Origin of the sequence: Helicobacter mehlei (assembly GCF_007280785.1) — a bacterium.
Taxonomy (GTDB): Bacteria; Campylobacterota; Campylobacteria; order Campylobacterales; family Helicobacteraceae; genus Helicobacter; species Helicobacter mehlei.
In genome coordinates, this window is record NZ_VKGC01000003.1 from 110,000 (window position 1) to 135,056 (window position 25,057).

Consider the following 25,057-nt stretch of genomic DNA (forward strand, 5'->3'; position numbering starts at 1 on the left):
ATAAACACTCACTTTAAACGGGCGGTAAAAGATAAATGGGCTGGTTGTCTTGCGTAAAAACGGAGCGATCCAAATGGGCAGGCAAATCTAAGGGGGGCAGTTCTGAATCACAGGGCACCAAGTGCATTTGATCGCCTTTAAGCACATAGCCCATCTTCCCAAACGCCTTAATAGGGGCGTTGTTGTTGAAGGCAAAACCCAAAGCCGAATAGAGTTCAAGGGATCGCGCTAGACTAAGGGTGTGCAAAAATACATGGGTAAGCTTCATCGCCATTAAACTCCCCGGACCCTTGGCATAATAGATCGCCTGCAAGGCGAGTTGGTGATCCTTGGTCCAAGCCAAGAGGGCATCAAAGACTTCTACCAACGCAAAACTAGCTTGTTTGGAGGACTGGAAGGCGTGTAAAAAAGAACCCCGATGATCATAAACACCCACTTTTATGGGACTTTGCAAAGCCAACACCAATATACAGCACCCGCGCATCAACTAGTGATAAGCTAAGACCATTTCTAAAGATTTTTCGCTCTCTTGATTTTTAGGAGCTAGGTGGATCACTTCAAAAGCCTCTGTGGCTAAGACTTCCTGAACGAGCATGGCATTGAGCTTATGACTCCCCATGTAAGATTGGTAATCCCCAATCAAGGACATGCCCAAAAAGACCAAATCTCCCATTGCATCTAAGATTTTATGGCGCACAAATTCCTCTTCATAACGCAAACCCTCCTTATTCACAATGCCATGTTCATCTAAAACAATGCAGTTATTGAGATTCCCCCCCTTGGCCAACCCAATAGAGCGCAAATAATTGACCTCTTGAAGAAAGCCAAAAGTCCTAGCTTTAGCCACTTGCTCCTTATACTGGTGGCGTGAAAAATCAAAGCGATAATGCTGTTCCTTGATGACTGGGTGGGGGAAAGAGATTGTAAAATCAAAGGAAAGACGCGTGCTGGGGCTAAGTTTAGCAAACTTTTGCCCTTCTTGAACTTGGACTTCTTTAGTGATGCGCATGAAAGACTTAGGGGCTTCTAGCTCGGCAATGCCCGCCTCATCAAGCAACATACAATGGGCAATGGATGAGCCATCCATAATGGGAATCTCCTCATTATCCACAGAGATTTTAAGGTTATCGATTCCATATGCGCTCACGGCTGAAAGCAAATGCTCCACGGTGGAAATCCGCGCTTCGGGGCGTTCTTTTAAGCCTAGCGTGGTCGCCATTTTAGTGTCCAACACATTTTGGCTATTTAAGGGGATCTGCACACCCAAATCGGCGCGTTCAAACACGATGCCAGCACCAACCCCTAAGGGCTCTAGTACCATTTTCACCGGCACACCCTTATGCAAGCCAATTCCGATTAACTCTACACTTCTTGCGATTGTTCTTTGTCTCATAGTATATCCTTTATGGTGATCATATCGTCATTCTTGGTAATCAATTTTAATTTGGTGTTTTCGTTGATGCGCGCCAACTTGGCAGGATCGAGCACCTCGCCCTGAAAAGCAATGTGGGAAGAATGGACATTTCTGATAATCATACACACGCCCATGCAAATAATGATCCCCTCACAACGCCCATAGACACTAATATTTTGATCCGAATAGATTTTAGCCCCATGGTTGATATTGCCCAAAAACACCAAACTAAAAGCACTATCAATCTCCTCCCCGCTCCGGATGTTGCGCTCAAAAATCTGTACCCGATCGATCATTGTCTTTGTCGGGGTGGGGGGTTTGGGGGGTGGAGCTAAATCCAGTGCCTCATAGACCACGACCTGATCGCTGGGTCTACCCTTGAGCTCTTTAGCACTCACGCTATAAGCTAACTGGTAATGTTGCAAAATGCCTAACACTTCGCTATCTATAGGGGCTCTAAACAACAACAAGTAATCTTGCAAAAGCAGGGCATTCTTATGGATAAAAGTCAAATACTGCTCACTACTAGCGACACCTAGCTCAAAACAGCGCACCTGTTTTTGCCGCGTTCTTAACAACCCATCACTCCTGACCGGCTTGGATTTTGCGTTCTGCCTCATGTATAATAGCATTAAATTTTTGTATAAACCTTTTATCCATCCATTCAGAAGGGCGCACCGCCACGCCTTGGATCAGAATTTCAAAGTGCACATGGTCGCGTTTGTTGGTGAGATTATGCCCGCTGATCCCAAACATGCCTTGAGGCTCTAGCAAATCTCCCATATTCGCCTTAAATTCTGACAAGCTCCCATAGAGTGCATAAACCCCCAAGCCATTGGAGATCAACACGCTCTTGCCATAGCCACCCACCTCTTCTTCTAAGATCACCTTGCCACTATTACTCGCATAAACTTTAGATTTTTTGCCTGCTAAATCCACCCCCAAATGCAGGTGTTGCTCCACCTTTTCACGTTTGAACACAAACTGCCTTTGAGTCCCAAAGGCAAGCAACACCCTAGATTTTTTATTCAAGGGATTAAAGGGTTGGAATTGGAAGGTATTATAGGCGACTACGTTTCTCAAATCATCTTGGATAATTTTACGCACGCCAGATCGCGCGTCTGCTCTCTCTAAGTCTAACAAAATCCCTATGTCTTTTAAGGCAATTTCTTTATTAGAATATTCCTTGCTCAAATCGATCGTGCGCTTGGGATAATAGACTTTGGTGTTTTTAATCAATTTTAAGGTTAGGATATGGACATTATAGGCTTTATCCTGTGCAATGATTTGGGGGGTGAAAGTGCGTTCCAAGATCGACCATGGCAGAATAGCCACATAATGTTTGTCTTTAATAAAGGGGAAGGCTTTAAAGCTCTGATGCCCATTACTCAGCCACACACGATTAAGCGATTCATCTTCGACCTTGAAGATCACCAAAGCACTTCCGCCATAGTTAATGCTACTGGATTGGGCGAGGGTGTAGATTTTGGGCTCTGTGGTGTCTAGGGTGATTTCAAAACTCTTAGTCGTGATGTTGCCATTAAAAAAATTCGCATAACTCCAATCACGCACGGCAATTTCATAGCGTAAGCGGGTTTGGTTATTGAGCTTAATATTGGGCTTGGGGAGCTGGAAACTCAGCGTTGTGGGCTCATCTAAAACAATTTGTTCCTGATCATAGACAACGAGGTGATCGCTGGTTAGGGCTTTGATGTGGTAAGAGCGGATTTTAACCTTAGAGGTGAGGGTTAGAATCAGGGGATATTGGAGATTCCAATGTGTCGGGTTGGAGATGTATTCTTGTTTGGTGGCTGCCTTGTGGTTGGCTGGAACTTGCAAGGTGAGGCTAATTTCAGCCCCATTTTTTTGGCTAATCGCGTAGTTATAACTCAAATACCCCCCGCCCATAACCAATACGATTAAAATCAAACGCAATAACATAGATAATCCTTAAAACACATACAACACATTCATCACCAGAAAACTGCTCCGTTTAAAACCCGTATTCCCGCTAATGAGGGTGCGACTCCCTTGTGTGTTGCTATAAGTGGCGGGTGTTTCAAATCCTAAGCGCAAGTAAGTTAAAGGGATTTTAGTCCCCAGCTCAAAGCGCCAATGCCGTTTATAGGTGAAGGCTATGCCAAAATTAATCGTGTAATCCACTTGCATTAGCATTTTCCAAAGAGCATTTTGGCTCACATAGCCATTTTGCAACATCTGTTGCAAGACCCCACGCCCCTTATCATTGAGCAACATCAAGCCCACTCCAAAGCCCAAATACCCGCCCAAAAAATTCTTTCTTTGGCGATCTAAAGGAGCATCAAAGAGCGCGTCCATGTCCAATGAGCCTAGTGCGTAGAAAAATTGCCCCCCCTTAGCTTTAGGGTTATTTTTAGATGTGAGTTTCCCTAGTCCGGGTTCAAAGAGCAAATCCCCATAAAGCCGTGTCCCAAAATAGGGGTTAAAAAAACGCTGGTAGCCTAGCTCCAAATTGAGCATATTAGCCCAACCTTGCAGAGCCACAACCCCCTTAAAAACATCATTGGGCACTTTAATCCCCAACTGACTATCCATTACTTGCGAACCGCTATAAGACTCATTTAAGAGCCCCAAAGCATACCCACCCCCCATGAAAAACCCGCTTTTTTCTTGGGCAATTTGGTAGTCCTTGATTTTCTTTGCCTTTTTGGAAGGTTTGGTGCTTTTTGAATAGTCATCGTATTCTTTGGGGTAGGTGCGCTGGGTATCTGGTGTAATCCCCATTTCTTTAATCTGCTCTTGGAGTCGCTTGATCTCTTGATCCAAAGCACCCTCTTGGTCTGGTGCGCTATTGGCTCCCAAACTTGCTAACACCAAAGCCACACCCAACAAAGACTTCATCATATTCCCTAGAGTAAAAAGTTATAACTAATGTAGTAGATGTTCCCGCTTGTCAAGGAATAAGAAAAAGCATGGGTGGATTTTAAAGGCGGGATTTTCAAGGCTAATTCAATGCGGTGCTTGGTGTTGAGTGTGATGGCCACCCCAAAATTCACAATCACCCCAAAACCATTGGGGTTTCTGGTGGCTTTGGGGTAATCTTTATACCCATTCCAGCCCAAGCCCAGCCCCCCAAAAACCCCTACGGCGTATTTTCTCTCCGCATCAATGGGTTTGTCCATCACCAAATCCACATTCAAGCTGGCAATCTGATAGGAGCTAGATTGGTTGTCTTTTAAAACACTCCCTGCCACGCCCCCCAAATACTCCCCATAGTAGCGCAAACCCCCAACCCCGCCTTTGAGGTATTGTTGGTAACCGGCACGCACCCCATATAAAAGCGGAAAATTCCCATTGCTCACCCCATCGACCTTTAAATTCAATTCAGTCAAGACCACGCCCACAAAAACCCCACTCTTGCGCTTGGCAACTTGTTTGTCTAGCTGGGCTTGCTCAACTTCGTATAATTGCCCCTTGAGCATGTAGATTTGGAATTGTTTTTCTTGAAGAAGGGTGCGCTTTTGGGGGTCAGGTGCAGCTGTGCCCAAGCACAGATTGGCCAACAAAATACCCCATAAAAGCCCTTTGGCTAACTTAAAAGACATATTGGTAACCTACATTTACGATCCCGCCCCACCAAGACACATCTTTATTGGCGAGTAACTTAAAGGCCAATTCCACGCGGTTATGCCCAAAGACACTAAAAGCAATCCCGGTATTGAGCATCATGCCAAAAAAAGAGTTGGTATTAACGCCCTGACTGACCACACCCACCCCAATGCCCAGCAAAAACCCCATGGACAAATAACGCCCCACAAGAGGCAAGACTGGATCGATCATCAGATCGGCATTGATGGTCGCGCTCTGGTAACCCACGCGCCCAATACTCGCCTGTTTGGGCACAGCCCCGATGTATTGGATATAAATACGCCGCCCGATCACATTGGGGCGGAAAGTTTTGGCAAAGAGTGAGGGGCGGTAACTTTGATACCCAAAACGCACCCCAATCGCCCACAAATAGTTTAAAGAATTGCCCGTAATGCTCTTGCTCCCCGTTTTTAGCCGGATTTGGTCATTATAAAAAAATCCTGTGCTAAGACCAATGATAAGTCCGGTTTTTTTCTCAGCTGCCTTAATATCATCAATCAAAAGCGCGATTTCTTTGTCGCTATATTTTTCATAGAATTTGATGTAGCGGTAATACTTGGGGTCTAGTGTTTCATAATCAATTCCCTCTAAAAGTGCTTGGCACAAAAAAAGTGCAGATACTAGCACCCCAGCATTAACCTTCAATGTTTCTCCTAAGCAAAACCAATCCCTAAGTGGCTTAATCCCCATCTCAAGCATATCATAGCATTTTAAAGGTAAAATCTAATAAAAACACAAGGTTGCTCATGAAAAATACACTCGGCATGCTCTATGCTAAAAAACACCCCAAAGAGGGCAAGCCCTCAAAAATTAGCGCGATCACTGCTTACGATGCACTCTTTGCGGGGCTTTTTGATCCACTCATTGATGTGATCTTGGTGGGCGATAGTTTGAATATGAGTTTTAATGGGCGTGTGGATACCCTGAGTGCCCACATGGACATGATGATTTACCACACCCAAGCAGTTTGCCGTGCCACAAAAAAGGCCTTTGTGATCATGGACATGCCCTATGGGAGCTACACCCACAAAAAACAAGGCATCCAAAACGCCCTGCGTGCCTACCAAGAGACCAAGACCGATGCGATCAAGCTAGAGGGGGGGCTCAAACGCGCACCCTTGATTAAAGCCATTGTAGAGGAAGGCGTGGCGGTGGTGGGGCATATTGGGCTTTTACCCCAGAGTGTGCGGGGCATGGGGGGCTACAAAGTGCAGGGCAAAACCCCCCAGAGTGCTCATCAACTCCTAGAGGACGCTTTGGCTTTGCAAGAGGCGGGGGTGTCTTTGCTGGTGATTGAGGGCGTGATCTCTAGCGTGGCGAGCACAATCACAGCAAGACTAGACATCCCCACCATTGGTATCGGGAGTGGGGCGGGCTGTGATGGGCAGATTTTGGTTTTCTCAGATATGCTGGGCTTGTTCCAAGCCTTCAAGCCTAAATTTGTGCGCCACTATTTGCAAGGAGCCCAGCTCATTCAAGAGGCGATCAAAAATTACATCGCCGACATTGAGTCGGGCAATTTCCCCAGCCCAGCAGAAAGCTACTCATGAGCGATCGCTTAGTCAATTTGCAGGCCTTAGAGTTTGAGGAGCAAGAAAACCTGAGTTTGCGCCCCGCGCTTTGGGAGGATTATATCGGGCAAGAACAAGTTAAAAAGCTCTTGCAAGTCTCCATTCATGCCACTAAAAAACGGGGTGATACCCTCGATCACATTCTTTTTTTTGGACCCCCCGGCTTGGGCAAGACCACCTTAAGTCACATCATCGCTCTAGAATTGGGGACACAAATCAAAGTAACCACCGCCCCGATGATTGAAAAAACCGGCGATTTAGCCGCGATTTTAACCAATTTGAATGCCAAAGACATTTTATTTATTGATGAGATTCACCGGCTCAGTCCGGCCATTGAAGAGGTTTTATACCCGGCTATGGAGGATTTTAGGCTTGATATTATCATTGGCTCTAAAGCAGCCGCCCAAACCATTAAAATTGATTTAGCTCCTTTCACGCTCATTGGGGCAACCACTAGGGCAGGCATGCTCTCTAACCCTTTGCGCGATCGCTTTGGCATGCATTTTCGCATGCAATTTTATAGTATCCAAGAGTTAGCTATTATCATCAGTAAAGCCAGTTCCAAACTCTCTAAAGCCATTGACATTGAAGCCAGCTTAGAGATTGCTAAACGCTCCAGAGGCACGCCCCGCATCGCCCTAAGGCTTTTAAAACGCATCCGCGACTTTGCCGATAGTGCCAATGAAGAGAGTATCTCCCTACCTAGAGCACAAATGGCATTAGAGGAATTGGGCGTGAATGCTTATGGCTTTGACACTTTGGACTTACTCTATCTCAATCTCTTAGCCAATGCCAAAAATCGGGCTTTGGGTTTGAACACGCTAGCAGCCAGCATGCATGAGGATGAAAGCACCATTGAGGAGGTGATTGAGCCTTTTTTATTGGCTAATGGCTATTTGGAACGCACGGCTAAGGGGCGCATTGCCACGCCTAAAACTTATGAAGTTTTAAAACTCCAAACCCCCAAAAAATCGCTTTTTGATTAGATGTCTAAATTCTTGACATCTTTAGCATGGGCTTGGATATAGGCACGGCGGGGCTCAACCTCATCGCCCATCAAGAGATTAAAGGCATTATTAGCTTTTTCTTCATCGTCCAAAGACACACGCAAAAGGTGGCGGTTATTAGCCGCCATGGTGGTTTCCCAAAGCTGTTCGGGATTCATCTCGCCTAGACCTTTGTAGCGCTGGATATATGCCCCTTGTTTGGCACGCTCCTCAATTTGGGCTAAAAACTCCAAGCCATCCACTTCCAAAGCGTCTAAATTAAAATCCTTGATTTTGGCAAAGAGATTTTGGGCTTCTAAGAATAGTGGATCGTTAAAGAGAGATTGATCCACCAAAAGTTCTACAAGTCCTAATTTAGTTTGCACGAAAAAGTGCAAGCTATCCTCTAGAACTTGCTGGGTTAAAATGCGATAGCCCATTTTAGTAATGTGTTCTTGCAATTTGGTTGCTAGAGTGCTTAGAGGCAAATCCTTACCCCCTTGTTCGATCAAATAACGCAAGACCTCTGTTAAAATGGGGCGTTTTTCTAGCTCTTGGAGCAAGGATCGGTAAGCACTCAAAGTTTTAAGCAAACCTAACAAGTCATTACGCCCCATCCCTTCAATCTCCACGCTATCAATGCCATGTTCGATCAAAAAGTGATTCAATTCCCTTTCATCCTTGAGGTATTTTTCAATCTTTTTCTTTTTAAAGCGATAGAGTGGGGGCTGGGCGATATAAACATGCCCATTTTCGATCAAGGGCTTTAAATAGCGGTAAAAAAAGGTCATCAATAAGGTTTGGATATGGCTACCATCCACATCGGCATCGGTCATGATGATGATCTTGTGGTAGCGCAGTTTTTCTAAATTGAATTCCTGCCCCACGCCACACCCAAAGGCAGTGATCATGTTTTTGATCTCCTCAGATTTTAAAATCTTGCTGAGGTGGGATTTTTCCACATTGAGGATTTTACCCCGCAAGGGCAAGATCGCTTGGAAAACCCGATCGCGCCCCTGTTTAGCCGACCCGCCCGCACTATCCCCCTCCACTAAGTAAATTTCACACTCCTTGGGGTCTTTACTTTGGCAATCCGCCAACTTCCCGGGCAAAGTCCCCACACTCAAGTTGTCCCTTTTGCGGGTGAGCTCCTTAGCCTTTTTAGCCGCCTCTCTGCCCTTAGCTGCCAGCAACGCCTTTTGCATGATGGCTCTAGCCACGCTGGGATTCTCCTCAAAGAATTTTGCCATCTTTTCATAGACCAACTTCGCCACAAGGGGGCGCACAAAGGAACTGCCCAATTTGGCCTTAGTCTGCCCCTCAAATTGGGGTTCTAAAATCCGTGTCGAGATCACGGCTAGCAAGCCCTCTTTAATATCTTCTTGCACCACGCCCGCCTCTTTTTCACGGGCATTGGCATTTTCTTGGATATAGTTTAAAATTGCACGGCTAAGACCCATGCGAAACCCGCTCTCATGTGTGCCCCCCTCGGGCGTGCGGATACTATTAACAAAGCTAAACATCTGCTCGCTATAACCCTCATTGTAGGCTAGGGCGATTTCAACTTCCATGTCCTCTGCTTGCGCGCTAAAGGCGATCACTTCAGAGATGAGGGGGTTTTTATTGGTGTCTAAAATAAATTGTTTCAAACCTTCTGCATAGTGGTAAGTTTCTTTAATTTGGTTGGGTTGGTCGTAAAAATGGATGGTGAGACCATGATTGAGATATGCCATCTCTTGGAAGCGTTTTTTTAGCACAGCCGAATCAAAAGCCACCACCTCCATAATGGAAGGATCGGGGAAAAATTCAATGCTCGTACCCTGTTCTTTGGTGGTGCCCACCACTTCCAAGGAAGTGGTGGGGATGCCCTTAGCAAATTCTTGTCTGAAAATCTGCCCCTCCCGCTTGATAGTCATAATGAGTTTGGTAGAAAGGGCATTCACCACGCTCACCCCCACGCCATGCAAGCCACCTGAAACCTTGTAAGTTTGTTTGTCAAATTTGCCCCCGGCATGCAAGGTGGTTAAAGCCAGCGTAGCGGCTGGAATACCCTCTGTGGAGTGGATATCCACTGGGATACCCCGCCCGTTATCCTCCACCACGCATGAACCATATTGGGTCAGTGTGATATTAATTTGGTTGCAAAAACCCGCCATGCTTTCATCAATAGAATTATCCACAATTTCATAGACCAAGTGGTGCAAGCCATCGATATTGGTATTCCCAATATACATGCCCGGGCGCATGCGCACGCCCTCTAAACCTTTTAACACCTTGATCTTATCGCCCGTGTAGGATTGCATCGCTAGCCTTTTTGCTGGTTTATCTGTAAGGGGACTATTATACTACAAGTGCCCTTGTGTCTTGATTTTACCCAACATCTCTTCGACTAAGAGCTTGGTATTGCGATCCTCTTGCATGCGCACGGCAATCATTTTATGCCCCTTGCTCACCGCGCTGTGATCTTTCATGCCTAGAAATTGCGCCAAAGTGGTGGTCGAGCTCTTAATGAGCGTGCGCGCTAAGTAGATAATCATTTTTCTAGCCAACGCCACTTGTTTATTGCGGTAATTATTCCTAATATCGGAGGGTTTGAGATTGAGGGTTTGGGAGACCACCCGCAAGATATTTTCTAAATTGATCTCTAGGCTTGTCTCTCTTTGGGTGTCCTTTAAAATTTCTTGAGCCAACTCTAGACTAATATTTTGCCCTGAAAGCGTAGCAGTGGCATTCAAACGCAATAAAGCTCCCTCAATTTGGCGGATATTATCGTGTAAGTGGCTAGCCAAAAAGGCGATCACCTCTGAATCCATAGAGATTTGGTTGAGCTGGCATTTTTTGGTGATAATGGCAATCTTGGTTTCTAGCATGGGGGCTTGGATACTGGCAATCATGCCCATCTCAAAGCGGGATAGCAGGCGTTCGGCTAGACCCTTGATGAATTTAGGCGGTTTGTCTGAGGTCATCACAATTTGCTTTTTTTGGCTATGCAAAGCATTAAAGGTGTGGAAAAACTCTTCTTGCACATTCTGCTTACCCCCGAAAAATTGCACATCATCGATCAAGAGATAATCACATGAGCGGTATTTATCTTGGAATTTATCCATGCTATGGTTACCCAGCCTAAAAACATAGTCATTTAAAAATTGTTCGGCGGTAACATACAGTACATCTTGGACGCGCTGGCTAGCAAAATTGCCAATGGCGTTTAAAATGTGGGTCTTGCCCAGCCCCACGCCCCCAAAAAAGAGCACGGGGTTATATGCCCCGATCTCTTTAGCCACTTTGGAGGCAATTTTAATCGCCATGTGGTTGCATTCCCCCACCACAAGGCTATCAAAAGTGAAGGCGGGGTTGAGTGAAGGGTTTATGGGGTAGCTTTTGGGGACACGCTGGCTTTGCTGGTTTTGGGGCAAAACCTGCACTTTGACCGGGTAGCCCTTTTGCGCGCCAATCACATTTTCTAAAAGCGCGCCGTATTTGGCTTGGATATAGCCACACACCAAAGCATTGGGGGTATAAAAGACAAAATGATCAGCTCTAGAGGCGCGCGGATCGAATCTGAGCAAGGGCATATAAGTTTGGTATTCGTATTCGCTCAAATCCAGTTTAAGTGCTTCTAAGAGGGGATCAATCATGGATTGCGGATTCTTCTTTGTTGGGCATGGGTTAGGGCAATGGCGATCGCGTCGGTGATGTCTAAAGGCTTGATAGCACTTTTGATCCCCAAGATTTTTTTAACCATGAAGGATACTTGCTCCTTACTCGCCTTGCCATGTCCAGTGAGTGCCTTTTTGACCTGCAAAGGTGTGTATTCGCTAAAACGCCCAAAAACTTGCAATATCTTAAGCCCCAATGCGCCCCGCAACTGAGCTAACTTCAAAACACTCTTTGGATTGTAGGCATAAAAAATATCCTCCATCGCCACCTCTACAATGGCATAACTCTTAAAAAGTTGCTCTAAACACCCGACTGCCTCCAAAATTTGATCTTGCAAACAAGAAGTTTGGATATGCATAAATCCTGCCCCCACCAACCTACCTTGAAAATCCACGATCCCGTACCCACACTTATGACTCCCCGGATCAATCCCTAAAATCATGTTTTAAATTGACCCACCAAACCATCGACATTGCGCGTGCTATTGATGATTGTATCGGCAAAGCCTACGATTTTGGTTGCCTCTTTAGCTGTTGCCTTATTGATTTTATCGATGCCCACAAAGTCATGCGTGATCACATCGATGTCTTCTTTAGTCCCCACAAAATTCCCAATCGATTTTTTAACCCGCCCCACCGTGGAATCCAAGTTCTTACTCATCTCTTCAAAGCGTTTTTGCACCTCCAAGCCCACCCCGCTGAGTTGTTCGATTTTCTTAGAATTGAGATTCATCTGGCTACTCACATCATTGATTTCTTGCACAATCACCCCAATAGTAGAGTTGATTTCTGCTAGACTCTTTTGGGTTCTACCTGCCAAATTGCGCACCTCATCAGCCACCACGGCAAAGCCTCTGCCATGCTCGCCCGCACGGGCGGCTTCGATGGCGGCATTCAAGGCTAATAAATTGGTCTGATCGGCAATGTCGTTAATGATGTGTAAAATGCTCTTCACGCTATCGGCATTTTTGCTGAGTTGCTCGACCTTACTAGCTAGCTCTTCCTCTGTTCGAGATGCTTCTGTAATTTGCCCAAAGAGATTGCTGATCGAATCATTAGATGTTTGGACCAAATCTTGCACTTCGGTTAAATCCTTTTGGCTGGCTTGGGCTTCTTCTGTGGATTGATTCACCACCATGCTAATATCATTTGTTTTTTTTCTAATAGCATTGATCATCTGCGTACGCTCATGCATGATCTGCAAGGTTTCATCAATCCCTATTTTGAGCTGTTCAGCCATGCTCCGACTGCCACCGGAGCTATCCTTAACTTCTTTAATCAACTCCTGTATGCTCTCTACAAAGTAGTTGATACTCCCGCTAATCTTACCTATCTCATCATTGCTCCGACTGGCTTTAATGCGCTGAGTCAAATCCCGATCCCCCAAGCTAAACTCATGGACACGATGAACCAAGCGATTCAAGCGTCGGATAATGCCAAAATAAACAAAAAGAGAAGTGAGCACAATCAAAAACACAACAATGAGCACAATATACCAAATTAAAGTGCCCAGATTTTCCGTCACCTTTGCACGGACTTCTTTTCTGGTTTGTTGAGAAGCCTTTAAAATATCGCTAAAATAACTGGTAGCAACAATCACCATTTTACTCACCGGATCATAATGGCTATAGGCGACTTTGGGCTCGGGCGTGCCCCCAGCAAATTTAGGCATTTTATAGTAAGTGTATCCCCCCCCTGCCTTTGCCTCCTTGATATAGCCACACACATAGCAGACATTATCCACACTCATCAAATGCAAACCACTCTTGCCCACCGAGGTGGGATTGACCGGGTCAAAAAGCACCTTGCCCTCCATATCGGTTACAACCATATAGATCATACCCTTGTCATTGTTGATCTTGCCAAAATACTCCAATGCCATTTGTCGGGCTTTCTCCCTAGGCAAGAGTTCATAAAAACCCGCGATGGCTTGCTCGATTAGATGGGTGGTGTAGCGCAGGTTATCTGTCCTACTGCCCATATCCCCTTTCTTTTCACTCTCCACTAAAGAGGAGAGCAGATCATGCTGTTTTGTGCTGGTGATCCAAGCAACCACAGATCCCACAATGGATAGAGATAAAAAAACGATCCCTATGATTTTAAAACCTAGATTCATCTATACTCCTCATTTTGGGTTGCCAATTTATTTTCATGCGATATCGCGCTATGTAAAAAGACATGAAACCCGCGGATTCTAACATGATTCACCTAAGGAGTGGCGACTCATCTTGCTTTAAGCCCTAAGAATGTTATCATATGCGTCAAATTGTGCCATATAAAGGAGGTGCATGGAGTTTATAGAAGATGTGGGCTTAGCCCAAAGCGACACCACAGCGGGCTTTTTTAGTTATGATGCCAAAAAATTAAACACTATTAAAAACAGCCCCCCTAACAAGCCCCTCTTGCAAGTATCTCCCAGCCTCAAAGCCCTAAGCCCACGCGTGCCCCCCCAACACAAAGCCCTAGCACGGCGCACCAAAGCCACGCTGGCTTGCCGTAAATCCCAAGCTTGGCGCGTGATCCAAGACCCTTTGACTTTAAATTATTTAGAACGCTTGGGCGTGATCTACAGCACTTCGGCCAATCTCAGTGCCCAAAATTACGACCCTAAGATCGCCCTTGAGCTAGCCCAAGTCATTATAGAGGATCGGCGTGGACTTTATGCTAGCCAACCCTCCCAAATCCTCAAACTCTCCAAAACCCGCAAAAAACGCCTGCGCTAACCTATTTGTGTTTGAGCGGGGCGTTAAAGCCATGTTGAATCAAATCTTCTTCAAACTTATCGGAGTTGAGCAACTTTTTCCAGTAGTCGATGTAGGCATACTCCTCATCCACTTCCTCGCGTAGATGGTTGATATTTGCTTCCCTTGTAGCCAAAGCTTTTTTAATGGTCGCCAAGCGTTGTTTCCTCTCGCTTGGTTTCAATTTAGCTAAGTTTTTCGCCAAGTTGTCTTGGAATTGTTTTTGAAAATCTGCCTTGTGCTTGGGTGTCATTTTGTTATAGCGGTTTTTCATCTCGCTCAAATACTCGATCACCTTGCGCGCCTCAATCTTGCCCGCCAAGTCTAACATCTCTTGATCGGGCTTAGCTTGATACTCGGGGAAGACATTCAAGCCGATGGTTTGGGCATTCAGCCCCACACAAAGAGCTCCAGAAGCCAATGCTAATTTTAAAACCTTCATTTTTTTCCTTTGCAATTTTTAAACGGGCATTATAACACAAAAAAAACTAACCATCACTAAACAAGCCCCTAAATACGCATGGTGCGCATGGAGTTGGCTAAGGCGATGAGTGTAACCCCCACATCGCCAAAAACCGCCTCCCACAAAGTTGCATCCCCAAAGAGCCCGAGCACAATGAACATCGCCTTGACTCCCAATGCAAAGATGATATTTTGCATCACGATATTTTTAGTCTTTTTGGCGATTCTAAAAACTTGGGTAATGGATTCCAAATTATTATTGGTGATCACAATGTCCGCACTTTCTTTGCTAATTTGGCTAGCACTCCCCATACCCATGCTCACATCTGCTAAAGCCAAAGTGGGCGCATCGTTGATCCCATCTCCAATAAAGGCACTTTTGTGCTTGTGGGCTTGCTTGAACTTGTTGAACGCCTCCACCTTCTCCTCAGGCAACAAATTAGCATAATAGGGGCAATCTAAGCTCTTGGCCACACCTTTAGTGGCATGTTCATTGTCCCCACTGAGGATACAAAAATGCTCGATCCCCTCTTTTTTAAGCCCCTCTAAGCACGCTTTGGCATTCTCTTTGAGTGTGTCAGCGACCACAATATAGCCAATGTGCTCCCCATTAGAAGCCACATGCACAATCGTGCCCTCCAAAGAACAACACTCATGCGGGATATTGTATTTACGCAACATCTTTTCATTCCCCGCAATGATCAAATTGGCATGGCACTTAGCCCGTACGCCCAAGCCCCCCAATTCTTGGTATTCCTCGATCTGGTGTTGGCATGTGCTGGTGTAGGCTTTTTGGATCGAAACAGCAATGGGGTGGGTGGAGAGGATTTGCGCACAAGTGGCAAATTGCAACACATCTTCTTTGGAAAAATCGCCTGCTGGCACGACATCCACCACCTCAAATTCCCCCTTGCTCAAAGTTCCGGTTTTATCAAAGGCGATATTTTTAACTTGCGTGAGAGTCTCTAGGGTATGCACGCTTTTGATCAAAATGCCATGCTTGCTAGCCGCCCCCACCCCACCAAAATACCCCAAGGGCACCGAGATCACTAAGGCACAGGGGCAACTCACCATCAAGGCGATGAGCCCCCGATAAATCCACTCATCAAAACTCCCAAACCCCAGTAAGGGAGGCACGCACGCAATACAAAGGGCAATGCCAAAAACAGCGGGTGTGTAGTAGCGCGCAAAAGTGGTGATGAGCTTTTCGGTTTGGGATTTTTGGCTCACCGCTTCAGAGACCAAATCAATGATCTTAGCCACCGAAGAGTCTTTGTAAAGCTTAGTAACCTTAACCTCCAACATGGCTTTTAAATTGATGCTCCCGCCCAAAATGGGGCTATTTTCTTTCACATTGAGGGGCAAGGGCTCGCCCGTTAAACTCTTTTGATCTAGCATGCTTTCACCAAGCAAAACAACCCCATCGGTGGGCACCTTTTCCCCCACTTTCACCACCACCACATCGCCTATTTGCAAATCCTTAGGATCGACCTGTTCTAAGCCATGCGCGCGTTTGATGTAAGCCAAATTGGGCGCGACATCTAAAAGAGACTGCAGGGATTTTTTAGAACGCGCGATGGCAAGTTTTTGCAAAAACTCCCCAGCGGAGTAAAAGACCATCACCGAAACGCTTTCCTCATAAGCCCCCACACAGAAGGCAGCAATGGTCGCGCTGAGCATGAGCGTATTTTCATCAAAAAAACGTCTATTTTTAATGGCTCTAAAAGCCCCTATAAACACATCTTTGCCCGCAAACACATACACCCCAGCCAACAAAACATAGCTGACTTGGCGCACCCAAGTAACTTGGCTAAAGTGCAGAGCCACCACGCCAACTAAAAAAAGCGCAATCGTGCCCAGCAAAATATACAGGTCTGTGCGTGCGTGGGCTTGATTGTGGCCGCGATCTTGTTCTTGGGCAGATAGCACCATGTCAGGCTCTAGTTTTTTGATGAGCAATAGGGCTTGGGGGATGTCTTGGCTGTCTAAATAAAGCGTGCTGGTATTAAAAGAGACCTGCGCGCTTTTGACATAGCTCTGTTTATTCAACTCTGCTTCTAATTTGTTGGCACAATCTGGGCAATCCAACCCCTTAAAATAATACTTCTGCATGCTTTTTCCTTGTTTGGAGGTTGCTAGCCGATATTAGCTGACTTTTCTAAACTGGAGAGCTTTTAACATGTGCTCTTTGTGGATTTGGGGGCTTTGATTCAAATCGGCAATGGTGCGCGCCACCTTTTTGCTTTTGTGAATCGCTCTCTCTGAGAGTCCAAAGCGTATGGTGGCTTGATCTAATAAAGTCTGTGCACCATGATCGAGAATGCAAAACTCCTCAATTTGGCTTTCTAGGAGTTTGCCATTAAGTTTTTGTTGCCCTCTGCGTTTTTGCATTTTGAAGGCTTGGAGCATTTGGCTATGGTAATGGCTTGAAGAGGTGTTGGTTTTAGCCTCAAGCTGGGTGGGATTCATCTGCACGAATAAATCAATGCGATCTAAAAAGGGCTCACTTAGGCGGTTTTTATAGGCATTGATTTCGCGTTCTTGGCAACGGCAGAGCTTATGGGGGTCTAGCAAGTTCCCGCATGGGCAAGGATTCATCGCCCCGATGAATAAAAATGAGGTTGGGTATTCGATCTTGCTTTGCACCCTAGAAATCACCAGCTTATTGTTCTCCATCGGCTCGCGCAAAGCTTCTAAAATATTTTTTTGGAAATGGGGCAACTCATCAAAAAATAAAATCCCATTGTGGGCGAGGGCGATTTCACCCGGCTTGGGGCTATGCGCGTGGGTTGAGCCTAGAATGCTGGACTTAGAGGCACTTTGGTGGGGGTTTCTAAAACTCCTTAAGGGGCTATAAAAACTCTCTTGTTGGCTTAAAATGCGTAATTTGAGCGATTCGATCATCTCAGCTAGCGTGCTGGGGGGCAAAATATAGCGCATGCGCTTGGCAATCATGCTTTTCCCACAGCCCGGAGAACCCTCAAAGATCACATTGTGCATCCCACTAGCGGCAATCAAGGCTGCTTCTTTAGCACTCTCTTGCCCCTTGACATCGCTAAAATCCAGATCAAAAGTGGGTACATAGTAGTATTTTTGGTTGTTGATCTCCAAGCATTCAAAATCTAGCTGGGATTTAAAGGCATGGGGTGTGGGGTCTTTTTGCGTGATGATCTCTAGAGCTTCTTTGAGGTGCTCCACATAGTAAAAATTGAGATTGGGGATGAGCGAAAAGAGTTCTTGATTGGGTTTGGGGACAATCACATGGGCATTGGGCTCTAAGATCGCGATGTCTAAGAGTAAGGGAAAAATACTTGTAGCATGCTTGATCTTGCCATCTAAACCCAACTCCCCAAAGGCAAACCATTTGCCCTCCAAAGGGGCTTTTTGCAAAGCCACTAATAAAGCCATGGGCAAATCAAAATGACTCCCGGTTTTGGGTAAGTCAGCCGGGGATAAATTGATGGTGATTTTTAGGGGCGGAAAAGAAAAGCCGTTATTTTGCAAAGCAGATTGGACACGCTGTTTAGACTCTTGGATCGCACTACTAGGCAAGCCAGCGATCACAAAGGCGGGTAAGGCGCGCGTAAAAGTCGCCTCCACCTCCACAATATGTGCCCGGGCACAAGACATCGTGGCGCAATAAAGGGTGTTGATACGGGCATTCACGGAATTTTTAAGGTTTTTTTAAACTCTTTTTCAAACTTTTTGCGCTTGAGCATGGAAAGCTTATCCACAAATAAAATCCCATTGAGGTGATCCATTTCATGCTGGATTGCCACGCTTAATAACTCCTTGGCTTGGAGCATTTTAGGCGTGCCAGTGCGATCTTGATAACTCAAGGTGATCTGAGCACTGCGTTCAATTTCTTCATAAAAATCCGGCACAGACAAACAGCCCTCTTTCCACAAGATTGTACCTTCCTTGTGGGTGATAACCGGATTGATGATCTCTAGGCGATCCTGTGGGTATTGTTGCTCATCTTCTCGGGGTAAATTGATGATCAAAATACGCTTGGGCACGCCCACTTGGATCGCCGCTAGTCCAATGCCCTTGCTCTCTAGCATGCTCTCCAACATCGCATCCAAGAGAGTGTGTAGATCTGTATCAAAACACACCACCTCCTGAGAGATGGTCCTTAAGCGTTTGTCTGGGTAGTGTAAAATCTCGAGTGCCATTAAACTTGTTTGGTGCTTTTGACCAAGACTTCATCCACTAGCCCGTAATCTTTGGCATCATGAGCACTCATGAAGAAGTCGCGATCAGTGTCTTGTTCGATCTTTTCTAAGGATTGCCCGGTATTATCCGCCATGATCTGATTTAAAGTGCCTTTCAAGCGTAAAATCTCTTTGGTGTAAATGGCAATGTTAGTGGCCTGCCCCTGTGTACCCCCTAGGGGTTGGTGGATCATGATACGCGAATGGGGCAAAGAAAAGCGTTTGCCCTTAGTCCCACAGCTGAGTAAAAACGCCCCCATAGAAGCCGCCTGCCCAATACAAATGGTGCAAATATCCGGGTGGATGTAGTTCATGGTGTCATAAATGCTAAACCCGCTGGTAACCGACCCACCCGGAGAGTTGATGTAAAGATTAATATCTTTTTCAGGGTCTTCTGCTTCCAAAAAGAGTAACTGCGCAACGATGGTCGCTGCCACCGCATCGTTGATCTCCCCACTCAGCAAAACAATGCGATCTTTGAGCAAGCGCGAATAAATATCATAGCTACGCTCGCCCCGTCCTGTTTTTTCGATCACAAAGGGAACATAATTCATGCTTGCGCCTTGGGCAATTGTTGATCTAAAAGAAAGGTCAATACCCGATCCTCCACCATCGCCATTTTCACCGCTGGGAGCATATTATTTCTTTGGTAGTGCTCGATGAGTTGCTGGGGGTTTTGGTTGGTCATTAACGCTTCGTAGTAGAGGGTTTGGAAGACCTCATTATCTTGGACTTGGACATTTTCTTGCTTGGCTAGTGCGTCTATGATGAAAGTTACTTTCACACTCCTTTGGGCACTCTCTCTGAAACCCTCGCGCTTTTCTTGGACCTTGCTAGGATTGTCTTGGAGTTCTTTAATAGCAGTTTGGTCCATGCTCTGCAAGGCTTGGCGCAAGGCTAAATCCATCTCCTGTTCCACAATGGTTTTAGGCAGGTCAAAAGATAAAGACTTGTCCAAATTATCAATCAGCTTTTCCTTGAGCTCTTGATTATAAAGGCGGGTTTTAGCCTCTGTAAAAAGCTGTTCTTTGATTTTTTGCTTGAGCAACTCTAGGGTGGGCTCTTTTTCTTGATTTAAAACGCTTTTGATGAAGTCATCATCAATCTTAGGGATATGGCGGATTTGGATTTTATGCAATTTGGCATAAAAAGACACTTCTTTACCCGCCAAGTTGGCATTGGCATAATCTTTGGGAAAGAGCACGGGAAAATATTTTTCCTCCCCAACTTTCATGCCTACAAGCTGTTTCTCGAACCCGGGAATCAAGCGGTTTTCGCCCACAATCAAAGCAAAATTTTGTGCTTTGTTGCCCTCAAAAGGTTTGCCCTCAAGCATGCCCTCAAAATCAAGCACCACCCCATCGCCCTTTTCAACTTTTTTATCTGTAGGGGCATCTGAAAAGGTAGCCCGCTCTTTGGCTAAGGTCTGCAACCTCTCTTCAATTTCGCTCTCTTCAATCTCCTTGAGCGAAAAGGTAGGCACGCAGTCTTTAATAGCGGACAAGTCAATTTGGGGTCTCAAACCGATGTCAATCTCAATATCAAAATGCACGGCTTGTTTGTCAAATTTGACTACCGCAGGGTTACCAATTAAATCCCGCAGTTCTATCTTGAGCTGTGCGCGCCCCTCTTTCAAAATCTCATCTAGGAGCTCTTTTTGGGATTCTTGCTCAATGTGGCTTTGGTAGCGTTGTTTGATAATGTCTAGGGGGACCTTGCCTTTTCTAAATCCATCTAGTTTAGCACTTTTGGCGATTTTTCTGGCGATTTTTTGGGATTTCTCCTCAAAATCTTGCATTGAAGGCTTGGCGCACACACTAGCATTAGCACTATCCAGCCTCTTAGCTTCCACATCCATTAGAACTCCTTGAAGTCTATTTAAAGTATAATCATAAGCTTTTATTTTAGCGCAATCTGTGTTAATCCAAAATTAAGCCCCAAGGAGAGCCGATGTCTTTAGGAGCCCTCAAAGCTAGGTTACAACTCAGTCGGGATTTATCGCCCCGCTATGGCGTGATCACCAAAATTTTACCCAACATGGTTTTTGTCAAGGGTTTCTTGCCCTCTGTAGGCGATGTGGTGAAAGCCGAGCGCAATGATGGTAAGGAATGCTTGGGGATGGTAGTTTTGGTGGAACAAGCCCAGTTTGGTTTTGCACCCTTTTCCTTTGTGGAGGGGTGCAGAGTGGGCGATCGGGTGTTGTTTGTCAAGGAGGGTTTGAGCTTCCCGGTGGGAGAGGCTTTGTTGGGACGGGTGCTTGATCCTTTGGGTAATCCCTTAGATGACTTGGGGTTTGTAGGGGCTAGTGCTTATGCGCCCGTGATGGTTGCGCCCATGAAACCTTTGCAACGCGGAATCATCGACGAAATGTTTGGCGTGGGGGTGAAAAGCATTGATGGTCTGCTCACCTGTGGCAAAGGGCAAAAAATGGGGATTTTTGCGGGTAGCGGGGTGGGAAAATCCACTTTGATGGGCATGATTGTGCGCGGGTGCAGTGCCTCAATTAAGGTCATTGCCCTAATTGGGGAGCGTGGGCGTGAGATTCCCGAATTTATCCACAAGAACTTACAAGGTGATCTGAGTAATACCGTGTTGGTGGTGGCCACCAGTGATGATTCGCCCTTGATGCGCAAATACGGGGCTTTTTGTGCCATGAGCGTGGCAGAATATTTTAAAGATCAAGGGCATGATGTCTTGTTCATGATGGATTCAGTAACGCGTTTTGCGATGGCGCAACGTGAAATTGGGCTAGCCTTGGGCGAACCCCCCACCAGCAAGGGCTACCCCCCTTCCGCCTTGACGCTTTTACCCCAGCTGATGGAGCGTGCAGGCAAGGAACAAAACAAAGGTTCTATCACGGCTTTTTTCACCGTTTTGGTGGAGGGTGATGACTTGAGCGACCCAATCGCCGATCAATCCCGCAGTATTTTAGATGGGCATATTGTGCTCAGTCGCGAACTAACCGATCACGGGATTTATCCACCCATTAATATTTTAAATTCTGCTTCTAGGGTGAGTAAGGAAGTGAGTAGCCATGAGCACAATATGGCAGCCCGCAAATTCCGCAAACTCCATGCCTTGCTCAAAGAAAATGAGGTTTTGATCCGCATTGGCTCCTACCAACGCGGGTTTGATAGCGAACTGGATGAAGCGATGGATAAAAAGGAGAGCATGGGGGCTTTTATGGCACAAGAGGAGGAAGAAATTGTGGATAGCCAGCAGAGTATCCAGCAACTCATTGAGATGATGCAAATTCCTTAAGCTTGGGGAAAGGATAGGCGTGTATTATCGTCAAACTATGAGAGTGATTTTTCCAACAAACTCACCAAATTACCGATAGGATATGTTTATGCAAGATCGCATTTATTTAGACAATAATGCCACGACCAAGGTTGATCCTTTAGTGGAAAACATGATGGAGCCTTATTTTTGTAAGCACTATGGCAATCCCAATTCCCTGCATAAGTTTGGCACAGAAACCCACCCGATAATCACCCAAGCCCTAGATAAACTCTATGAGGGCATACACGCCAATAACGAGGATGATATTATCATCACTTCCTGTGCCACTGAGAGCAATAATTGGGTGCTCAAATCGATGTATTTTGATGCTTATCTCAAACATGGCAAGGATCACATTATCACCACAGAAGTTGAACACCCAGCCGTGCATGCCACTTGTGAGTTTTTAGAGAGTGTGGGCATGCGGGTTACCTATTTGCCCATTAACGAGCATGGCACAATTGCGGCTAGCCAAGTAGCGGAGGCGATCACGGATAAAACTGCTTTAGTGAGCGTGATGTGGGCTAATAATGAAACGGGCTTGATTTTCCCCATTGAGGAGATCGGGCAAGTGTGTAAGCAAAGAGGCGTGTTGTTCCATAGCGATGGGGTGCAAGCCATCGGGAAGATCCCGGTGGATGTGCAAAAAGCCCAAGTGGATTTTCTCTCTTTTTCGGCACACAAGTTCCATGGTCCCAAGGGCGTGGGGGGGCTCTACATCAGATCGGGCGTGGATCTCACCCCCCTTTTACATGGAGGAGAGCACATGCGCGGGAGGCGTAGCGGGACTCTCAATGTACCCTATATCATTGGTATGGGAGAGGCGATGAAGTTAGCCCAACAAAATTTGGACTATGAAAGGGAAGTGGTTGGAGGACTAAGAGACAAGCTAGAAGATGCCCTGCTGGAGATCAAAGATGTTTCTGTGATTGGAGATCGCATCAAACGCGTGCCTAATACCACTTTGGTGAGCGTGCGTGGGATTGAGGGCGAGGCGATGTTGTGGGATTTGAATCGTGCTAATATCGCCGCTTCTACCGGGAGCGCGTGTGCTAGTGAGGATCTCAAGGCCAATCCAGTCATGGTCGCCATTGGAGCAGACGTGGAGCTGGCACACACGGCTGTGCGGTTTTCACTCAGCCGTTTTAACACAATCCAAGAGATTGATCGTACCATTGAGGTGTTTAAAAAAGCAGTGAAACGATTGCGCAATATTTCTAGCTCTTATGGCTTAAATTAAGGAGATTGTATGGCAAAGAATAACTTATTAGGTGGGGCGTTGTGGGATGCTTATTCTAACGAGGTGAGCAGACGCATGGATAATCCCACGCATTTAGGCGTGCTCACAGAGGAGGATGCTAAAGCTAGGGGGGCTAGGCTCATTGTAGCTGATTATGGTGCAGAAGCTTGCGGGGATGCGGTGCGCCTGTATTGGCTGGTGGATGAAAAGAGCGACACAATCATTGATGCCAAGTTTAAAAGCTTTGGGTGTGGGACAGCCATTGCTAGCTCGGATATGATGGTGGAGCTGTGTTTGGGCAAACGTGTCCAAGAGGCGGTCAAGATCACCAACTTAGATGTGGAGCGGAATTTGCGCGATCATCCTGATGTGCCGGCTGTGCCCGGGCAAAAAATGCACTGCTCGGTGATGGCTTATGATGTGATCAAACAAGCAGCCGGGCAGTATTTGGGCAAAGATGTTGCTGATTTTGAAGATGAGATCATTGTGTGCGAGTGTGCGCGTGTGAGTTTGGGCACAATTAAAGAAGTTATTAAACTCAATGATCTCAAAAGTGTCGAGGAGATCACCAACTACACCAAAGCTGGGGGTTTTTGCAAAAGCTGTGTGCGCCCGGGTGGGCATGAAGCTAGAGAATATTACTTGGTGGATATTTTAAAAGAGGTGCGCGCTGAGATGGAAGAGGAGAAACTCAAAAGCCAAGCGCAAAAATCTTTGGAGGGTAGCCTAGCCTTTAGCGATATGACCATGGTGCAAAAAGTGCGCGCCATCGATCAGGCCATTGATACGCATATCCGCCCAATGTTGATGATGGATGGGGGGAATTTGGAGATTTTGGACATCAAGGAGGGTGGGGGATTTGTGGATGTCTATATCCGCTACATGGGCGCATGCGATGGGTGCGCCAGCGCAACCACAGGGACTCTCTTTGCCATTGAGGGCATGTTGCAAGATCACCTAGACGAACATATCCGCGTCTTGCCTATTTAGGCGTGTATTTTTAACAAAAGGGGGGTAAATTAGCTATTTGTTATTTTTTTTACGATAGAATCAATCCTATTTACTTACATTTTAGAGGAGTTTTGATGAACAAGACAACAAAGAGTGTTATGCTGGCGGGGCTTATGGGCGCATTGATTGTGGGCTGTGCCACAGAGGGCGGACCCCACAAGGTGGGGCATGCTTCAACCTCAAAAGCTGTCCATGCACAAGGTGAGACGCCATTACATTTTTCTTATCCCCTTAATATCCAACAAGAACCGGCTAACCACCATGTAATTGGTATTCTTATCCCCCACATCCAATCAACCGACAATCTCAAATCCCATATCCAAGACTTCCAAACAGCTTTGGTTGGGCAGGTCAAAGAAATTTACCAAAGAATGGGTTATGATGTAGAGTTGCTGGACACAAGGGACAAACTCACAGATGAAGAAAAGCACAAGGTTTGGGCTGTGTTGGATTTAACCGGCTGGATAGGTGTCCTTGAAGATGTGAAAATTGATTTGGACGATCCGGAGAACGATAATGCTGATGAATTGGTCGATCAAAGTGCCGGCGCACTATTTTTCAAGTTCTATGAGCCCCAAACTGGACGGATCATCCATAACTTTGGTGTGAATGTGGGCACTTACCAAGCCTTTAGACACACCTACACTTACCGCAACACAAACTCGGGAGGTTTCTCTGGTCCCCGTGTTGAAGCCACAAGTGAGCGTGAAGAAAATACCGATAAGGCAATCCACAAAATTTTAACCGAAATGTATGCAGGTGTGATGCAGGATTTGCTCAAGCAAATTAGCCATTCCCATGTGGATCGCTACCGCAAAGCCATCGAGCAGATGAAAAGCGACAAAAAATA

At 46.0% G+C, this 25,057-nt stretch carries 24 protein-coding genes; 7 read left to right on the plus strand and 17 right to left on the minus strand.

Annotation, left to right across the window (positions count from 1 at the left end; all coding sequences use genetic code 11):
- Positions 1–13 precede the first annotated feature (13 nt).
- The 7 genes from FNE76_RS02220 to FNE76_RS02250 are packed head-to-tail and all read right to left on the minus strand — an operon-like array spanning position 14 to position 5,686.
- Positions 14–484, minus strand: a complete 471-nt coding sequence (locus tag FNE76_RS02220; protein WP_235852164.1) for a hypothetical protein — start codon at positions 482–484, stop codon at positions 14–16.
- Between the two features lie 3 nt (positions 485–487).
- Complete coding sequence (gene lpxC, locus FNE76_RS02225) at positions 488–1,393, minus strand: UDP-3-O-acyl-N-acetylglucosamine deacetylase (protein ID WP_120947418.1); 906 nt, start codon at positions 1,391–1,393, stop codon at positions 488–490.
- Positions 1,390–1,992, minus strand: coding sequence for a septum site-determining protein MinC (locus tag FNE76_RS02230; RefSeq protein WP_185962964.1), 603 nt, complete (start codon positions 1,990–1,992; stop codon positions 1,390–1,392). Before FNE76_RS02230 ends, lpxC begins: the two co-directional genes overlap by 4 nt.
- Positions 1,993–1,996: 4 nt before the next feature.
- Positions 1,997–3,355: a M23 family metallopeptidase gene (locus tag FNE76_RS02235; protein WP_120947420.1), complete on the minus strand. Its 1,359-nt coding sequence runs from the start codon at positions 3,353–3,355 to the stop codon at positions 1,997–1,999.
- Between the two features lie 9 nt (positions 3,356–3,364).
- Positions 3,365–4,294 carry an outer membrane beta-barrel protein gene (locus FNE76_RS02240; RefSeq protein ID WP_120947421.1) on the minus strand — a complete coding sequence of 310 codons (930 nt, stop codon included), beginning with the start codon at positions 4,292–4,294 and terminating at the stop codon, positions 3,365–3,367.
- 8 nt (positions 4,295–4,302) lie between these two features.
- Positions 4,303–4,998 (minus strand): outer membrane beta-barrel protein, encoded by a 696-nt coding sequence (locus tag FNE76_RS02245; protein ID WP_143928357.1) that lies wholly within the window; start codon positions 4,996–4,998, stop codon positions 4,303–4,305.
- Complete coding sequence (locus FNE76_RS02250) at positions 4,988–5,686, minus strand: hypothetical protein (protein ID WP_407925307.1); 699 nt, start codon at positions 5,684–5,686, stop codon at positions 4,988–4,990. Before FNE76_RS02250 ends, FNE76_RS02245 begins: the two co-directional genes overlap by 11 nt.
- 101 nt (positions 5,687–5,787) lie before the next feature.
- Here FNE76_RS02250 and panB point away from each other — a divergent pair, with 101 nt between their 5' ends.
- Entirely contained in the window at positions 5,788–6,591 is an 804-nt protein-coding gene (gene panB / locus FNE76_RS02255; RefSeq protein ID WP_120947423.1) for a 3-methyl-2-oxobutanoate hydroxymethyltransferase, read from the plus strand.
- Positions 6,588–7,598 (plus strand): Holliday junction branch migration DNA helicase RuvB, encoded by a 1,011-nt coding sequence (ruvB, locus tag FNE76_RS02260; RefSeq protein ID WP_120947424.1) that lies wholly within the window; start codon positions 6,588–6,590, stop codon positions 7,596–7,598. The genes panB and ruvB overlap by 4 nt, the downstream gene beginning before the upstream one ends.
- On the opposite strand, the gene gyrB is transcribed toward ruvB, so the two are convergent.
- From gyrB to FNE76_RS02280, 4 genes are read right to left on the minus strand one after another with little or no spacing between them, the layout of a single operon-like run.
- Positions 7,595–9,901, minus strand: coding sequence for a DNA topoisomerase (ATP-hydrolyzing) subunit B (gene gyrB, locus FNE76_RS02265; RefSeq protein WP_120947425.1), 2,307 nt, complete (start codon positions 9,899–9,901; stop codon positions 7,595–7,597). The genes ruvB and gyrB overlap by 4 nt on opposite strands.
- 42 nt (positions 9,902–9,943) lie before the next feature.
- Positions 9,944–11,236 (minus strand): chromosomal replication initiator protein DnaA, encoded by a 1,293-nt coding sequence (gene dnaA / locus FNE76_RS02270; protein WP_120947426.1) that lies wholly within the window; start codon positions 11,234–11,236, stop codon positions 9,944–9,946.
- A complete protein-coding gene (gene ruvC / locus FNE76_RS02275; protein ID WP_120947427.1) occupies positions 11,233–11,700 on the minus strand; it encodes a crossover junction endodeoxyribonuclease RuvC in 468 nt (155 codons plus the stop codon). The genes dnaA and ruvC overlap by 4 nt, the downstream gene beginning before the upstream one ends.
- Positions 11,697–13,373, minus strand: coding sequence for a methyl-accepting chemotaxis protein (locus FNE76_RS02280; RefSeq protein ID WP_120947428.1), 1,677 nt, complete (start codon positions 13,371–13,373; stop codon positions 11,697–11,699). The genes ruvC and FNE76_RS02280 overlap by 4 nt, the downstream gene beginning before the upstream one ends.
- A gap of 172 nt (positions 13,374–13,545) precedes the next feature.
- Between FNE76_RS02280 and FNE76_RS02285 the strand changes: the two genes are divergently transcribed.
- The gene (locus FNE76_RS02285; protein ID WP_185962965.1) at positions 13,546–13,980 is read left to right on the plus strand and encodes a N6-threonylcarbamoyl adenosine t(6)A37 modification in tRNA; all 435 of its coding nucleotides are present in this window, start codon (positions 13,546–13,548) and stop codon (positions 13,978–13,980) included.
- Between the two features lies 1 nt (position 13,981).
- Here the strand turns inward: FNE76_RS02285 and FNE76_RS02290 are convergent, their stop codons facing one another.
- The 6 genes from FNE76_RS02290 to tig all read right to left on the minus strand — a co-directional run bounded on the left by FNE76_RS02290 (position 13,982) and on the right by tig (position 20,532).
- Complete coding sequence (locus tag FNE76_RS02290) at positions 13,982–14,440, minus strand: DUF1104 domain-containing protein (protein WP_120947429.1); 459 nt, start codon at positions 14,438–14,440, stop codon at positions 13,982–13,984.
- A gap of 68 nt (positions 14,441–14,508) precedes the next feature.
- The gene (locus tag FNE76_RS02295) at positions 14,509–16,572 is read right to left on the minus strand and encodes a heavy metal translocating P-type ATPase (RefSeq protein ID WP_120955600.1); all 2,064 of its coding nucleotides are present in this window, start codon (positions 16,570–16,572) and stop codon (positions 14,509–14,511) included.
- Between the two features lie 33 nt (positions 16,573–16,605).
- Positions 16,606–18,090, minus strand: a complete 1,485-nt coding sequence (locus FNE76_RS02300) for a YifB family Mg chelatase-like AAA ATPase (RefSeq protein WP_120947542.1) — start codon at positions 18,088–18,090, stop codon at positions 16,606–16,608.
- Positions 18,091–18,122: 32 nt separating this feature from the next.
- Entirely contained in the window at positions 18,123–18,635 is a 513-nt protein-coding gene (def, locus tag FNE76_RS02305) for a peptide deformylase (protein WP_120947430.1), read from the minus strand.
- Positions 18,635–19,228, minus strand: a complete 594-nt coding sequence (gene clpP, locus FNE76_RS02310) for an ATP-dependent Clp endopeptidase proteolytic subunit ClpP (RefSeq protein WP_006017056.1) — start codon at positions 19,226–19,228, stop codon at positions 18,635–18,637. The genes def and clpP overlap by 1 nt, the downstream gene beginning before the upstream one ends.
- A complete protein-coding gene (gene tig, locus FNE76_RS02315; RefSeq protein ID WP_120947431.1) occupies positions 19,225–20,532 on the minus strand; it encodes a trigger factor in 1,308 nt (435 codons plus the stop codon). Before tig ends, clpP begins: the two co-directional genes overlap by 4 nt.
- Positions 20,533–20,624: 92 nt before the next feature.
- Here tig and fliI point away from each other — a divergent pair, with 92 nt between their 5' ends.
- The 4 genes from fliI to FNE76_RS02335 form a co-directional block, all read left to right on the plus strand.
- Positions 20,625–21,935, plus strand: coding sequence for a flagellar protein export ATPase FliI (gene fliI / locus FNE76_RS02320; protein ID WP_120947432.1), 1,311 nt, complete (start codon positions 20,625–20,627; stop codon positions 21,933–21,935).
- Positions 21,936–22,023: 88 nt separating this feature from the next.
- Positions 22,024–23,196: a NifS family cysteine desulfurase gene (locus FNE76_RS02325; RefSeq protein WP_120947433.1), complete on the plus strand. Its 1,173-nt coding sequence runs from the start codon at positions 22,024–22,026 to the stop codon at positions 23,194–23,196.
- A gap of 9 nt (positions 23,197–23,205) precedes the next feature.
- Positions 23,206–24,186: an iron-sulfur cluster assembly scaffold protein gene (locus tag FNE76_RS02330; RefSeq protein WP_120947434.1), complete on the plus strand. Its 981-nt coding sequence runs from the start codon at positions 23,206–23,208 to the stop codon at positions 24,184–24,186.
- Between the two features lie 95 nt (positions 24,187–24,281).
- Positions 24,282–25,057: HpaA family protein (locus tag FNE76_RS02335; RefSeq protein ID WP_120947435.1), on the plus strand; the 776-nt coding region annotated here is incomplete at its 3' end.

Bases quoted from the DNA above. Each gene is read 5' to 3' on its own strand.
- FNE76_RS02220 (WP_235852164.1), bottom strand. From the start codon at position 484: ATGCGCGGGTGCTGTATATTGGTGTTGGCTTTGCAAAGTCCCATAAAA.
- lpxC (WP_120947418.1), bottom strand. From the start codon at position 1,393: ATGAGACAAAGAACAATCGCAAGAAGTGTAGAGTTAATCGGAATTGGC.
- FNE76_RS02235 (WP_120947420.1), bottom strand. From the start codon at position 3,355: ATGTTATTGCGTTTGATTTTAATCGTATTGGTTATGGGCGGGGGGTAT.
- FNE76_RS02240 (WP_120947421.1), bottom strand. From the start codon at position 4,294: ATGAAGTCTTTGTTGGGTGTGGCTTTGGTGTTAGCAAGTTTGGGAGCC.
- FNE76_RS02245 (WP_143928357.1), bottom strand. From the start codon at position 4,998: ATGTCTTTTAAGTTAGCCAAAGGGCTTTTATGGGGTATTTTGTTGGCC.
- panB (WP_120947423.1), top strand. From the start codon at position 5,788: ATGAAAAATACACTCGGCATGCTCTATGCTAAAAAACACCCCAAAGAG.
- ruvB (WP_120947424.1), top strand. From the start codon at position 6,588: ATGAGCGATCGCTTAGTCAATTTGCAGGCCTTAGAGTTTGAGGAGCAA.
- gyrB (WP_120947425.1), bottom strand. From the start codon at position 9,901: ATGCAATCCTACACGGGCGATAAGATCAAGGTGTTAAAAGGTTTAGAG.
- dnaA (WP_120947426.1), bottom strand. From the start codon at position 11,236: ATGATTGATCCCCTCTTAGAAGCACTTAAACTGGATTTGAGCGAATAC.
- ruvC (WP_120947427.1), bottom strand. From the start codon at position 11,700: ATGATTTTAGGGATTGATCCGGGGAGTCATAAGTGTGGGTACGGGATC.
- FNE76_RS02280 (WP_120947428.1), bottom strand. From the start codon at position 13,373: ATGAATCTAGGTTTTAAAATCATAGGGATCGTTTTTTTATCTCTATCC.
- FNE76_RS02285 (WP_185962965.1), top strand. From the start codon at position 13,546: ATGGAGTTTATAGAAGATGTGGGCTTAGCCCAAAGCGACACCACAGCG.
- FNE76_RS02290 (WP_120947429.1), bottom strand. From the start codon at position 14,440: ATGAAGGTTTTAAAATTAGCATTGGCTTCTGGAGCTCTTTGTGTGGGG.
- FNE76_RS02295 (WP_120955600.1), bottom strand. From the start codon at position 16,572: ATGCAGAAGTATTATTTTAAGGGGTTGGATTGCCCAGATTGTGCCAAC.
- FNE76_RS02300 (WP_120947542.1), bottom strand. From the start codon at position 18,090: ATGTCTTGTGCCCGGGCACATATTGTGGAGGTGGAGGCGACTTTTACG.
- def (WP_120947430.1), bottom strand. From the start codon at position 18,635: ATGGCACTCGAGATTTTACACTACCCAGACAAACGCTTAAGGACCATC.
- clpP (WP_006017056.1), bottom strand. From the start codon at position 19,228: ATGAATTATGTTCCCTTTGTGATCGAAAAAACAGGACGGGGCGAGCGT.
- tig (WP_120947431.1), bottom strand. From the start codon at position 20,532: ATGGATGTGGAAGCTAAGAGGCTGGATAGTGCTAATGCTAGTGTGTGC.
- fliI (WP_120947432.1), top strand. From the start codon at position 20,625: ATGTCTTTAGGAGCCCTCAAAGCTAGGTTACAACTCAGTCGGGATTTA.
- FNE76_RS02325 (WP_120947433.1), top strand. From the start codon at position 22,024: ATGCAAGATCGCATTTATTTAGACAATAATGCCACGACCAAGGTTGAT.
- FNE76_RS02330 (WP_120947434.1), top strand. From the start codon at position 23,206: ATGGCAAAGAATAACTTATTAGGTGGGGCGTTGTGGGATGCTTATTCT.